We start from the raw sequence: 12,936 nt of genomic DNA on the forward strand, positions 1-12,936 counted from the left end.
ATCTATAAATAAACACCCCTTGCCAACTTCCCACAGCCCATCCTATAAAGATGGGCTGTGGGAAGTCATATAAACCTCTCTAACAACTGTTAAAAAGTTCTTTAACACGACAGACTTTTCATCCTTCCTCCATCCAGCATATAAATTTATTTCCGGTGTATTTTCTAGAATATCTTTATACATCACTCCTGATTTTTTATAGCTTTCCACCGAGGATGGAACGACAGAAATCCCCATTCCAGCTGCAACTAAGTTTACAATCGTTTGCATTTGAACTGCTTCTTGAACAATATTTAAACTTACCCCATATTTCCAAAAGTAACTAATAATTAAATCATAAAAATTTGTACCGAAATGACGAGGAAATAAAATGAATGGTTCCTCCACTAATGATTTGATTGAAATATTAGGTAACGAAACGAAAGGGTGATTTTCATGCAAAACCAACTTTAAACACTCTTCAGAACAAACTTCAGAAGATAATATTTCATTATTTTGCTCCGAACGAATAAATCCAATATGAATTTGTTTTTCGTAAAGCGCTTTTATTTGTTGGTCTGTTGTCATCTCACGTAATATGAGCTGAATTTTTGGAAAACGTTCTCGAAATGTTTTTAATATGCCTATAACTGTTTCTGTAGAATCGACAAAACCGATGATTAAATGCCCGATTTTCCCTTCATCTGCAAGCTGTGTTTCTTTAATCGTTCTATCTACTTGAAGTAATGTTTGCCTAGCACCTTCTAAAAAGACTTTCCCCGCCTCGGTAAGCTCAACCATCCTTTTTGTCCGGTGAAAAAGTTGAACTCCTAATTCTTCTTCCAATTTTCGAATTTCTTGACTTAAAGGCGGTTGTGCCATCATAAGACGCTCTGCTGCACGACTAAAGTTTAATTCTTCTGCCACCGTTATGAAATATTTCATTTTACGAATATCCATTTCAAGCCTCCTATCATTCGCAACTTCTATAAGATTCTATTTTTATTATAAAAAATGGTTCATGTATGTAGTCTTACATTTATTCTTATTGGGTTCATTTTGCCTCTCTTATCTATAGAATATTTCATTCTCCAATGTTATCAAGGGTACAAAACAAGGCTAAAAAACTTATCTCCAAAGTTCTTTAGCCTTGATTACTTTTTACACATTAAAAAATATTACTCGCACTACCGTACCTTTACCAACTTCTGAATGGATTTCCACACTATGTCCTAATTGTTTTGTAATTTCATATACAAGATATAGCCCCATTCCTGTTGATTCTTTAAAATCTCTACCGTTTTCTCCTGTAAAGAAAGGTTTGAATACTCTTGGTAAATCTTGCTTCGGTATACCTACGCCATTATCAGCAATTTCAAGTATAACGGTATTACCTTCCTTACAAGCTTTCATTTTAATCTTTTCTCTACTACCTGATGAATACTTAATCGCATTCGATAGTATTTGTCCGATTAAAAACTTTAACCATTTCACATCACTTTCTACAGTAATGTCCTTATCAATTTCAAGCTCTGGATATACAAAATTCCGTATAAAGAAACGTTTATGTTCATGTACCGAATCATTCACTATTTTATGTAGTTGTACCCTTTCTACATAAAAATCTTGTGTGAACGCTTCTAATCGTGCGACATATAGAGCCATTTCCAATCCCTTTTTTAATCGGTCTGTTTCCTCATTTATACTTTCAAAACGTGAATCTACTTCATCCTGTGTAATTAATTCTATTACAGATAAAGGTGTTTTCATTTGATGGATCCACTGATTCATAAAGGTTAAATGGTCATTATTTTTTCTCTCTTGTATTTGCAGCTGATTTTGATAATGTCGATATTGCACCTCAAGTAGTTCTTGAAGAGCAGCCGATACAGCTGCAAAATCAGATTTTTGAACAGATTCATCTAAAGATTGCATCGGGTTTGCTAGGCGCTCATAAAAAGAACGATGTGTAAAATAACGAAACACTAAATAACTTCCCATAAAGAAAACACCTAGAAACATTGCGTATAACGCCGTTGTAATATGATTATGCCCATCAAACCAATATACGAGAAATATAGCTAGTAGTTGAATTATGGTAAAGCAAATAACTGGTATATGATCACGTATAAACAACCTTATCATTTTTCTATACCATTATCCCAAGTAATGTGCAATCTATATCCAACACTACGAATCGTTTCAATCGCACCTTCTATATGTAACGTTTGTAACTTTTTACGCACACGTGTTGTATTTACACTTAATGTATTATCATCAACATAAGATTCACTATCCCATAATTTATTAAGTAACACTTCTCTACTCACAACACGCGGATAATTTTTCATTAATGTCTCTAATAAAATAGCTTCGTTTCTCGTTATATCAATTTCGTCGTTTCTAAGTTTCAATACAAGCCTTTCAGGATATAAACAAAGGCCTTGTTGCTCAATCATTCGCTCTTCTAGTTTCGGTGCATAATCTCCATATGCACGTCTTAAATGACTACGAATTTTCGCCACTACAACTTCATAATGAAAAGGCTTCGGAATAAAATCATCGCCACCGTTTTCTAACGCCATAACTTGATCCATCGTGCCTTCACGGGCCGAAATGAATAGTATCGGACATGTTGAAACTCCGCGAATTTGACGACACCAAAAGTACCCATCAAAACTCGGTAAATTAATATCTAATAAAACTAACTCTGGTTGTTCTTCTAAAAAAATGTTTAATACATTTTGAAAGTCCGATACAATAACTCCTTGATAACCATATTTCGCAACATGTGTCGATAATAGTTCTGCAATTTTCATATCGTCTTCTACAATCATAATTTTGACCATTATTGAACTCCTTTTTAATCCACAATCTCAAATATACTTATATAAAATAAATACTACCTCTTTTCACAAAATCAGTAAATTAAAAAAAGGATGCTTTTATACGAAAGTATCCTTTTTCGTCCCTTATCTATTTAATATGAAATTTACTAAAAGTAAATCCTAGTTTCTCCACATAATCCATTCCTAGTTCCATACGCGCTGTTTTCAGCGGATCCACAACTTGGCAAACTTTTAAATTACCTGCTGCCGATAATAAAAGCGTTGCATCAGCTTTAGACATTGCTAATTCTTCATGTAAAAATGTCACCATATTACGTACAGCACGATTTGCTGCATCATCTAACAATTTCTCTGAAGCAATCGTCATCATTTTTTCTTTTTGAATAGCCATTGGTAATGGCCATTGTTTTCCTTTTATCGTTTGAACTGTTACCGTTACCTCACCAGCAACCTCTACACCACTAACACCAATTTCACCATCACCCATTGCTGCGTGTAAATCACCTAATGCTAATAGTGCTCCTGGGACATTAACTGGTAGTAGTAGTGTTGTTCCTTCTTTAATTTCTTTACAGTCCATATTCCCGCCGTGATCATGCGGTGTGCCACATGAAATGCTCTCTTCTTTCGGTGCAGTACCAATTACCCCAATCATTGGATTAATCGGGATTTGTAGTTCACTTGAAAACAAAACATATTCATTATGTATTGGGACAATTTTCACTGTATTTTCATTTAACTCATCACCCATTACACCAAGGTTTGCACCTGTAGTTAAAACGCCCTGCTCTGCAATTTCAATTTTTTCAATCGTTACGACTAATATATCGCCAGGTTCTGCTCCTTTAACATATACAGGTCCAGTCGCTGGATTAATTCGGTTCCAATCTAATTCTTGTAACACAACATCTTCAGAATCGATTTGATTTTCAAAGCAATCATATGTTTCAAATACAAGACTGCTCCCAATTTCTACTTCCATACACGGCTTATTTTCTGGTGACATTGAGTAAATGATATGGTCTTTATGAATTCGATACATAATACCTCTCCCTTTTATATTTATCTACTATTACTAATTAGCTTTTTTTATACAAGCTCCTCTTAAAATTAAATGTTATTTTCATGTAAAAAAGCACGCAGATTGTTTTATAACATACACTCTTTACTATAACAGAAAGGTGGTATCACTATGCCCCTTATTCCATACAACGAAAGTGATGTTGATTTACTAGCTCGATTAATTCGTGCTGAAGCTGAAGGCGAAGGTCGCCAAGGTGAGGAGTTAGTTGGATGCGTTGTAGTAAACCGTGTATTTTGTGATTGCTTAGATTTTAAACAACTCCGTACCGTACGAGACGCTGTATATCAAAGCCCCGGCGGATTTGAAGCAGTACAATATGGATATTTTTATCAACGCGCTCGTGAATCAGAAAAAGAAATCGCACGAAAAGTTTTACAAGGTCAATGGCGCTGGCCTGCACGATGGGCTCTTTGGTATTTCCGTCCAGTTGGAGCTTGTCCGCCTGAATGGTATAATCAGCCATTTGTAGGACAGTTTAAAAGCCATTGTTTTTATGAACCAAGTGGTGATGAATGTCCGAAAATGTATTCACGATAGTAAAATTTGCAACGCAAGTACTTAGAAATTTTGGTACTTGCGTTGCTTTTAACTGTGTTTTAGAAATCTAATAGTGTGATGAAATTTTCTATGCCTACTACATGTATTAATAATGGTATACGAGGACCATTTGATTGATTCATAATGAGCTTATATATAATAGTGAATAATTGTTTTTGATTTTCTTTCATTATTTTTTTATTTTCATGATGACAAATCGCATATAATTGCTCCATTAAGTGAGAGTAATCTTTGTTAGAACGAAGTATATCGCAAACTTCTACTAACCATTCTTTCTGTCTTTCATCCAATGTGTTGTAAAACTCTGTATTTCTCTCTTGATTTACCGCAATTAATTTTTCAGATTGAAAATTTCTTATCCAATACTCTGTGCGATTACTCACCGCTCTCATTTCATCTAATGCATAGCTCCTATCTATTTTCTTTAATATCCCCTGTAAAATAGTTGAATCAAAATTTAATAATGGTAACGTTCCTGCTACTTGATTAAATTTCGGATATTCTTTAAACCCGATAGTAACTCTAGAAAGTTTAATTGCATCAAGTAAATCTTCATTTTTGAGCGTTTTATTTTCATAACTATCTTTCAATCGCTCATATTCTGTATAATTGCGAATCACATCTTCATCAAGACCGATATGAAAAGCTGCGTTTGGTCTATATTTTGCAAACATAAACAGAATTACTTCTGGTAAATACACTTTTAACAACTCACTAGGTGTAATACTATTTCCTGAAGAACTAGACATTTTTTCATGATTGCCTTTAATTCCAATAAAATCATAAGCAACATAATGAGGAGCTTCACGATTGAATATTTTCCTTGCAATTTCTTTTGATACATTATAACTACCCGTTTCTGATGAATGGTCTCTGCCACCCGGCTCAAAAACAACCTCCTCTATCATCCATCTCATCGGCCAATCGATTTTCCAATTTAGTTTCATTTTATTTGTATTTAATACGGATAACTCTTTTTCATTTCCGCATTCACATTCATACCGGATTGTTTTTAATACTTCATCAAAATGTGTAATAGTTGTTGTATCTTTCCCGCACCTCTCACAATATAATGTAGCTGGATAAAAGCTCTCTCGCTCTTCTTCACTACACTCTCCAGTTTTAAAATCCATTAAAATATCATATATATCTTTTCGTTTATACAAAGCCTCTAATATATTTTCGTTATACCTTCCGCTTCTATATTCATCATGTTGATAAATAAATTCCACTCCAATTCCAAATGCTTGAAGCGATTTTTCAAACTCTTTTTCAAAATGCTCCGCATACGAGTTATGACATCCATACGGATCTGGAATATCACAGTATGGCATACCAATATACTTTGCAAAAGATGGATCAATATTTTTTGGAACTTTTCTAAACCTATCATAATCATCCCACGAAAATATAAAACGAGTCTTTTTCCCTAAATCTTGAAGTGCTCTTACTACGAAATAAGTCGTTACGATTTCACGAAAGTTCCCAATATGAACAGAACCTGACGGACTAATTCCAGATGCACAAACAAACGTTTCTTTATTTGGATGTTTCCTAATTAATTCATGTGCTACTTCATACGCCCAATGCATATATTACTCACCTCAATTATTTTTTTGTTTTCTAATTTCCAGTTTTATGCAACAAAAAAAACTCTCACCCCCAAGATTATTCATCTTGAGGACGAGAGTTGTTAGCTTCGCGGTACCACCTCAGTTTGTTAATATGTCACCATACTAACCTCTTCAGGTACGGCAAAATATGCTTATACCCTATCTCTATAACGGGAGAACCCGTCGCACCATCCCTAAATAAATTAGTTCCTTGCGCAGCTCCAAGTCTTTTTTCGTTAAGATGTATACCGCTCTTTCTCAGCTACCAGAGCTCTCTGTACGTATTCTTTCTTAACTACTCTTCTCTTCTATGCCTTAAATATTAGTTTTTTAATATGATAATTTATAACACTTTTATTGTCAAACTTTTCCCAATCGAAATCGTAAAATTATCTAAAAAAATTCTTTATCGCTTCTAATTGAATTTTGTGGCTACACTCATCACAACAATATGCCCCTTTTGGTTTCTCTTTAAATCGCTTATATTTTTCACTACCTTCGTAAACACGAAATATATTCTTACAAGAAAAGCAAACAATTTCATAAAACATCATATGCATTTTCCTCTCCTTGTTTATACACTTTTTTAATCACTTGTGAGAAGGTCATTTTTCTACATTATAAATTTTAATATCCTTTGACTAAAAGGTTTACCTCTATTCTTATCGAATTATATTAATATCTTATAACGCGAGGTGAACATCTTGTTCAGTAATATAGAATTAGTTTTAGATGCTAAAGCAAGTTTAGCTGAAGGACCATGTTGGAATGAAAAAAAGCAACTTTTATATTGGGTTGATATTATGGAGAGAAAATTATGCATATACAATCCTACCGCTAATACGAACCGAGTAATTGCTCTCAATCAACAAATTGGCTGTGTTGTTCCATATTTAGAGGATGTACTACTCTTAGCTATGGAAAACGGCTTTTATTCTATTAATGTAAATACAGAAAAACTGACACATATTTTTGACCCCGAACAACATTTAATAGAAAATCGTTTTAACGATGGAAAATGTGATCCCGCTGGTCGTTTCTGGGCAGGTACTACAGATACATACGGTATTAATGCTGCAGGTTCCTTATATTGTTTACATAATAATTTGAGTGTAGAGAAAAAAATTTCACATGTAAATACTTCAAACGGAATGGCTTGGTCACCTAATCATACATACCTTTACTTTATAGATACACCTACTAAAAAAGTGGTTCGCTATCAATATAATATACGTACTGGAGAAATTCATAATCCAAGTGATGTAATCATTTTCTCTGAAAATGACGGTCTACCTGATGGTATGACAATTGACGAAGAAGGTTGTTTATGGATTGCACATTGGGGAGGTTCAAAAATAACTAGATGGAATCCCTCTACTGGAGAACAAATATTAAGTATTCCAATTCCTGCGTTATATGTAACATCATGTACGTTTGGTGGGCCTAACTTAACTGATTTATATGTTACAACAGCCAGAACAAGAATGACGGATGACGAATTAAAACAGTATCCACATGCTGGTGGTATTTTTCGAATTCAAACAAATGTTAAAGGCTGCCCCACCTATTCATTTTGTAATGAAAATATTGGAACTGACACAATATGAACCGTATCGATTACATAAGACAAGAAGAAAAGGAATATCACGATCTTTGCTATGAACAATATAAACTATTTGAAACTGGATCTTGGCTTCACAAGCCGGTTAAAACAGTTATGGATTTAATGGACTACTTTGAAGAGAAAAACAAATTACAAGTGCTTGATCTTGGCTCTGGCGTCGGTAGAAATAGCATTCCAATTGCACAAAAGATTAAAAATGCTAGCGGAACTGTTACATGTGTTGATTTACTTGATTCCGCTTTAACAAAGCTACAAATTTATAGCAAAGAACATGACGTATTCGAGGTTATAAAAACAGAACAAGCAGCAATTGAAAACTATCATATTAGATCTAATACTTATGACTATATCGTTGCAGTATCAAGTTTGGAACATGTCAAATCAGAAGAAGATTTTAAAAATGTACTCCAATCTATGAAAAGAGGTACAAAAAACGGCGGTATTAATTGTTTAATTATTAACTCTAACATACAAGAAATTGATTCAATAACGAATGAAGAATTAGAAGCTTTAATTGAAATTAATCTTTCAACCGAAGAAATGATAAGTGCTTTAAAAAGCATTTATAAAGAATGGAAAAAACTAAAAGTTGAAATAAAGGAATTAGCTTATAATATAGTTCGTAATGAAAGACACGTTCAATTAAAAACAAATGCCATTACGTTTGTCGTTCAGAAATAACACTATAAAAAGTAAGAATATTTCCTCATATATTCATAGGAATACCCTTACCTTTTATTTTGTTATTAGTTTTCGCATCATCTAAAATATAATTTTCATTCGAAATACTACTCAGCTATTAATTGAATTCATTAACTGGAAGAAATATTCCACTTCATGAGTCTCATTCAATTTATACCATGAATGAAGTGTATCCGGCGCAAATACATCTAATTTCCTTAATACTTCCATGGCAAATTCTAGAGGTGCTACACCCGATGCAGTAATAAGATTTTCACTGGATGCTACAGGTCCTACTTCATAAAAATTTTCTCCTTTATAAGTAGGACAAACCATTTTCATATAATCTAAATTATTACTTGTGTGATTTATAGAATCCAAGTAACCGTAATTTGCAAGACCTATAGTTGCACCGCAAATGGCAGCCACAATTGTACCAAGCCTTAAGGCTTCACCAACTTTTTTCAAAATAGGTTTATGTATTTCTTCACTCCAAGTATTCCCTCCAGGTAAAATTAATAGATCGTTACTCTCAAGGATACATTCATCTAGGGAAATATCCGGCTTTATATTCAAGCCCCCCATTGAAATAATCGTTTCTTTATTTATTCCAACTGTTACTACTTTAAAAGGCGCTACATCTTTTTTGAAATATCTTCCTGTATTAAGTTCAGCAATTAAATGTCCGTATTCCCAATCAGACATCGTGTCAAATACATATAGATATGCTTTTCTTGTTTGCATTCAATAACACTCCATTCATATACTACAGTTTTAAATAAAAAAAAGTACTCTTTTCAAGTTTAACATTTTATGCAATATTTATGGTTTAAAATTCCAAATAAAAGAGCACTTGTTTCCGCAAGTGCTCTTTTCGGGGATTTTGAGATACCCTATTAACGAAAGTTAAGGTTACTTAAAGTTAAGAGGTATTTATACTATATGCTTGTCCTTTATATTTGTGCATAATCAATATATAAATATCTTTAGAAATATTTAAAAACTTTTATTTATAGTTCTTTCTGGCATTTTATCATTAAGAAATTTATTGAAGGTTTATTCTCCATGTTCTTATTTGGTTCATCAATTTCGGAAACTTGTACTAGTCCATATTTATTAAAATCTCGTTTTATAGATTCAGAATTATAGAAGAACATTTTTACGCCTTCCATTATTTCGAAATAGTCTTTATCCAACTGTTTCCCCTTCCCAAACATTGGGGCTTTTTGAGAAACAGTTGTGAAAACCATATATCCACCTGGTTTTAGCTGATTATAACAACCTTTAATAAATTGCTCTCTCTCTTGCTTATTCAACAAATGTAGAAGTGCATGACTATATATACCCTCATATGATTTGTTATCAAAAGGCATCTCATTTACCGAACCGTGATAGATACTAATATCTTCTAGGCCATTTTGCATTGCTAAATTAATGGCTGTTTTTGAAATCTCAATACCTGTTACATTTATACCATTATCGATAAAAACCTTTGCATTTCTTCCATATCCAATACCAGGAACTAATATATCCTTAACGTTCTTTTCAAGGAAAAAATCTTTTGTACAAATTGCAGATTCTGTAGGTTCAAATCCCCACATCGTTTGTTTTTCAATAAAACTTGATTCCCAAAATTCCATTATGTATCTATCTCCTTATTTTCAATCCATTTTTAGTATCAAATTAAAAGCATTTTTGTATTTGCTATACAGTTTTTTCTTCTACTCATACCACTTACCTTAGTCATCGTAGCTCCATTGAATATAGCATAATAATAAGCCTATATCTAATATAAAGATTGGTTAAAAATCTACCCTATTTTATTAATCCTTACGTTTATAGAAAATAAAAAAACAGCCAATATTTTTATGGTAGTATTGGCTGTTTCTCATGAGAAATTATCTTTTTATATTGTACCGATCTAATACTTTTTCTAACATTTCTAAAGTTATTGGTTGTGCTTCTTTTATTAATTGATAACCAATACGCCCATTCGGTTCCGCTGTAACTTGCTGTAAACTCTTTACGTCATGAATCCCTTTTTCTCTTAATTGCATATAAAGTTGTTGTTCCGACATTTTTGCCTGCATCAAATTCTCTTTTACAATCTCTCCGTTTTCAACAATTATAATGCTACTTCCATTTAGGAATTGTTCCACCTTCCTTGATTTCAATTCAAAGAAATGAATGATAAGTAATATGCTTGCAAATATGATAGCCGCAAATATAGATGGGACTACTTTTCTACTTAATACAGGTTCTACAATAATACGGCCAATTGATACAACTATAATGATTTCAGCTCTTGTCATTTGGCTGGCAGATGTACTACCTGTCATTTTCAAAACAATTATTCCAGTAAAAGTTAATATAATACTTTCCAAAATTATATTCATAACTACCCAATCCTTTAATGGTGTATTTTACTATCATTCCCATTAAAGGTGTGTTTTACTTACCTATTAAGTTGTTAAATCCTTCAGACCATGATGGAAATAAAGGTATCCAACCATACTCTTTACGTGCCTTATTATTGGAAGCTCCTCTTTCCCAACTATTTTTCCCATCTTGAACTTTAGGCTGAGGTGCCCCTATCGCTGCTGCATATATTGGTAACCATTCTTTACTAGTTGCTGGATAATTATCTACAATATTTACGATTCCTGAAGGCCAATTAAGGGCTAGCATAGTAGCTCTTGCAGCATCTTCAACATGTATAAACGAGCTTATCCCGTCTGATGCAATAATCTCATTATTACCATCAGAAAGTATACATATTTGTCCATTAGTTTTAAGAGCTTTTTGCAATGCATGAAATCCACTATTTGTAGCAGAACATTCGAAACCATAATTATATGTTTCTATTATTTTTTCTTCTGAATCATATATGTTTTTCGCACCAAAATTCTTTGCAAAATCTCTTCTATTTTTATTAGGCTCAACAACATCCACGTGCTCAACGCCTACATAGTATTTTAAGAAATAACAAGCGAGTAAACCAATAACTCCCATTCCAGTTATAAGTACTTTTTCATCCTGTTGCGGGTTTAGTTTCAATACTCCTTTAGCGGCATCACACGAAAGAATAGATAATAAAGCAACTTTAGGTTGTATAGAACTAGGCACTCGAATTACTTTATGCCCCTTAACTATCCCTATTGTTTCATGTCCATAAAAAAACTACTTTATCGCCTACGTTTACATGTGTTACTTTATTACCAACTTCAATCACTTCACCATAACTTTCATATCCAGTTTTTCTTGGATAAAAAGGATTCGTATCCGTAACATCGGATCCATTATACTGTGGTAACTCGGCCCCAATGCTTATAGCTCCTGCAATTGTTTTAACAATAATTTCATCGTCCTGTACGGATCTAATTTTACCCGGTTCCCACTTAAGTTGTTTCGCACCTTCTAAAACTAACTTATACTGTTCCATTCATATCCTCTCACTTTATAAAAATATATTCTCACTAAATTTCAAACAATGTATAATAGATTCATCCAAAATTAAAGCTATAACGTTGGCTAGCACCCAACAGTGATAACATGATAATTGAATTTGATGGATATAGAATAAACGAGTATGTTATTGGCCGTAACTGTTCTATTAACGAATTAATAACGATGTATTTAAATGTAAGAAATGAAGAGATATCTAATGAGGATCTGCTACGCTTATTTTGTGTACGATATTATTACAAAAAAAATCCAAAGTTACTACAAGAAGACGTCACTAGCAATGTTGTCATTGATTTAGATACGGACTATATTTATACCCCAAATAGATAACAGTAAACTAGATTGATTAGTATTTATGATTCAGCTAAGTGTTTAATAAAATAAGTAATTGCCCAAATTAATGTCGCAAATTGAGTGACAAAATACATTGTCCATTCAAAGCCAGTCAGTTTTCTCTCTCGTTTAACCTTCTTTAAGTATCTGTAAAATATGAGTGTACTTAAAAACATAAGTAACAATGATAATTGCTGTAAATCATCGACTATACGTACCGCCATAGACTCCATCGCCCTCCTATTCAAAATAAAAGCTATACTTTAAGAGTATCATTAATTGGTAGTTTATTTCCATTTTAAACACTTATGTCATAAATAAAAAGAGCACTCAGCTATTGAGTGCTCTAAAAAATATTAATTAAACTCAGTTCCTTGTAATGGTTACATGTAATTCCCCTTACTTTTTATAACTCAGTTCTATTACTTGTGGTATATACTTACTATCATATTTTCTCGTATAGATTTCTCCATCTGGAGTAACTAATTGTAAAACAATCTCACCACAAACCCCATCTAGTATTTCAAATTCACCTTGTGCATTTGAAATACTGCGTTCCTTACTTTCTTCAATTGAATCTTCATATATTTTCACATTAGATATAGGTTCGTTATTTTGATCTACGATAATACCTCTTGAATACTTACCAACCACGATGCATTGGTCATCTTTTTTATAATATTTAGTCACAACTATAGCTCCAATTATTATAGCGGCACACACAAACAAGAGAATTATTTGGCGCCTCAC

The 12,936-nt window shown here is 32.9% G+C and carries 17 protein-coding genes and 1 other annotated feature; of the genes, 4 read left to right on the top strand and 13 right to left on the bottom strand.

Features of this window, described 5'->3' with window-relative positions:
• Window positions 1-42 precede the first annotated feature (42 nt).
• The 4 genes from CN409_RS29390 to CN409_RS29405 form a co-directional block, all read right to left on the bottom strand.
• On the bottom strand, window positions 43-939 hold the full coding sequence (locus tag CN409_RS29390) for a LysR substrate-binding domain-containing protein (RefSeq protein WP_000354655.1): 897 nt from the start codon (window positions 937-939) through the stop codon (window positions 43-45).
• A gap of 201 nt (window positions 940-1,140) precedes the next feature.
• A complete protein-coding gene (locus CN409_RS29395; RefSeq protein WP_002082724.1) occupies window positions 1,141-2,124 on the bottom strand; it encodes a sensor histidine kinase in 984 nt (327 codons plus the stop codon).
• Complete coding sequence (locus tag CN409_RS29400; protein WP_000238995.1) at window positions 2,121-2,828, bottom strand: response regulator transcription factor; 708 nt, start codon at window positions 2,826-2,828, stop codon at window positions 2,121-2,123. Before CN409_RS29400 ends, CN409_RS29395 begins: the two co-directional genes overlap by 4 nt.
• A 127-nt stretch (window positions 2,829-2,955) precedes the next feature.
• Window positions 2,956-3,870, bottom strand: a complete 915-nt coding sequence (locus CN409_RS29405) for an acetamidase/formamidase family protein (RefSeq protein ID WP_000285670.1) — start codon at window positions 3,868-3,870, stop codon at window positions 2,956-2,958.
• Between the two features lie 150 nt (window positions 3,871-4,020).
• On the opposite strand from CN409_RS29405, the gene CN409_RS29410 reads away from it, so the two are divergent.
• Entirely contained in the window at window positions 4,021-4,449 is a 429-nt protein-coding gene (locus CN409_RS29410) for a cell wall hydrolase (RefSeq protein ID WP_001128402.1), read from the top strand.
• A 59-nt stretch (window positions 4,450-4,508) separates the two neighbouring features.
• Here CN409_RS29410 and lysS read toward each other — a convergent pair whose 3' ends face one another.
• Together lysS and CN409_RS29420 are read right to left on the bottom strand one after the other, a co-directional pair.
• Window positions 4,509-6,062, bottom strand: coding sequence for a lysine--tRNA ligase (gene lysS, locus CN409_RS29415; RefSeq protein WP_016098563.1), 1,554 nt, complete (start codon window positions 6,060-6,062; stop codon window positions 4,509-4,511).
• A gap of 84 nt (window positions 6,063-6,146) precedes the next feature.
• Window positions 6,147-6,403: a binding site (T-box leader), on the bottom strand.
• A 69-nt stretch (window positions 6,404-6,472) separates the two neighbouring features.
• Complete coding sequence (locus tag CN409_RS29420) at window positions 6,473-6,643, bottom strand: DUF2197 domain-containing protein (RefSeq protein ID WP_000551042.1); 171 nt, start codon at window positions 6,641-6,643, stop codon at window positions 6,473-6,475.
• A gap of 144 nt (window positions 6,644-6,787) precedes the next feature.
• Between CN409_RS29420 and CN409_RS29425 the strand changes: the two genes are divergently transcribed.
• Window positions 6,788-7,690, top strand: a complete 903-nt coding sequence (locus CN409_RS29425) for an SMP-30/gluconolactonase/LRE family protein (protein ID WP_097982075.1) — start codon at window positions 6,788-6,790, stop codon at window positions 7,688-7,690.
• A complete protein-coding gene (locus CN409_RS29430) occupies window positions 7,687-8,388 on the top strand; it encodes a class I SAM-dependent methyltransferase (RefSeq protein ID WP_001079445.1) in 702 nt (233 codons plus the stop codon). The genes CN409_RS29425 and CN409_RS29430 overlap by 4 nt, the downstream gene beginning before the upstream one ends.
• A 111-nt stretch (window positions 8,389-8,499) precedes the next feature.
• Here CN409_RS29430 and CN409_RS29435 read toward each other — a convergent pair whose 3' ends face one another.
• The 5 genes from CN409_RS29435 to CN409_RS32480 form a co-directional block, all read right to left on the bottom strand.
• On the bottom strand, window positions 8,500-9,132 hold the full coding sequence (locus CN409_RS29435; protein WP_001194778.1) for a type 1 glutamine amidotransferase family protein: 633 nt from the start codon (window positions 9,130-9,132) through the stop codon (window positions 8,500-8,502).
• A gap of 266 nt (window positions 9,133-9,398) precedes the next feature.
• The gene (locus CN409_RS29440) at window positions 9,399-10,028 is read right to left on the bottom strand and encodes a class I SAM-dependent methyltransferase (RefSeq protein WP_000397582.1); all 630 of its coding nucleotides are present in this window, start codon (window positions 10,026-10,028) and stop codon (window positions 9,399-9,401) included.
• 258 nt (window positions 10,029-10,286) lie between these two features.
• Entirely contained in the window at window positions 10,287-10,784 is a 498-nt protein-coding gene (locus tag CN409_RS29445; RefSeq protein WP_001021412.1) for a DUF421 domain-containing protein, read from the bottom strand.
• 55 nt (window positions 10,785-10,839) lie between these two features.
• Entirely contained in the window at window positions 10,840-11,514 is a 675-nt protein-coding gene (locus CN409_RS29450; RefSeq protein ID WP_002082729.1) for a zinc-binding dehydrogenase, read from the bottom strand.
• Between the two features lie 37 nt (window positions 11,515-11,551).
• Complete coding sequence (locus CN409_RS32480; protein WP_002162791.1) at window positions 11,552-11,830, bottom strand: alcohol dehydrogenase catalytic domain-containing protein; 279 nt, start codon at window positions 11,828-11,830, stop codon at window positions 11,552-11,554.
• Window positions 11,831-11,940: 110 nt separating this feature from the next.
• On the opposite strand from CN409_RS32480, the gene CN409_RS29455 reads away from it, so the two are divergent.
• On the top strand, window positions 11,941-12,183 hold the full coding sequence (locus CN409_RS29455; protein WP_043333358.1) for a hypothetical protein: 243 nt from the start codon (window positions 11,941-11,943) through the stop codon (window positions 12,181-12,183).
• 23 nt (window positions 12,184-12,206) lie between these two features.
• On the opposite strand, the gene CN409_RS29460 is transcribed toward CN409_RS29455, so the two are convergent.
• Together CN409_RS29460 and CN409_RS29465 are read right to left on the bottom strand one after the other, a co-directional pair.
• A complete protein-coding gene (locus tag CN409_RS29460; protein WP_000290889.1) occupies window positions 12,207-12,410 on the bottom strand; it encodes a hypothetical protein in 204 nt (67 codons plus the stop codon).
• A 175-nt stretch (window positions 12,411-12,585) separates the two neighbouring features.
• A complete protein-coding gene (locus CN409_RS29465; protein ID WP_001254188.1) occupies window positions 12,586-12,936 on the bottom strand; it encodes a hypothetical protein in 351 nt (116 codons plus the stop codon).

Origin of the sequence: Bacillus sp. AFS012607, assembly GCF_002558005.1 — a bacterium.
Taxonomy (GTDB): Bacteria; Bacillota; Bacilli; order Bacillales; family Bacillaceae_G; genus Bacillus_A; species Bacillus_A thuringiensis_S.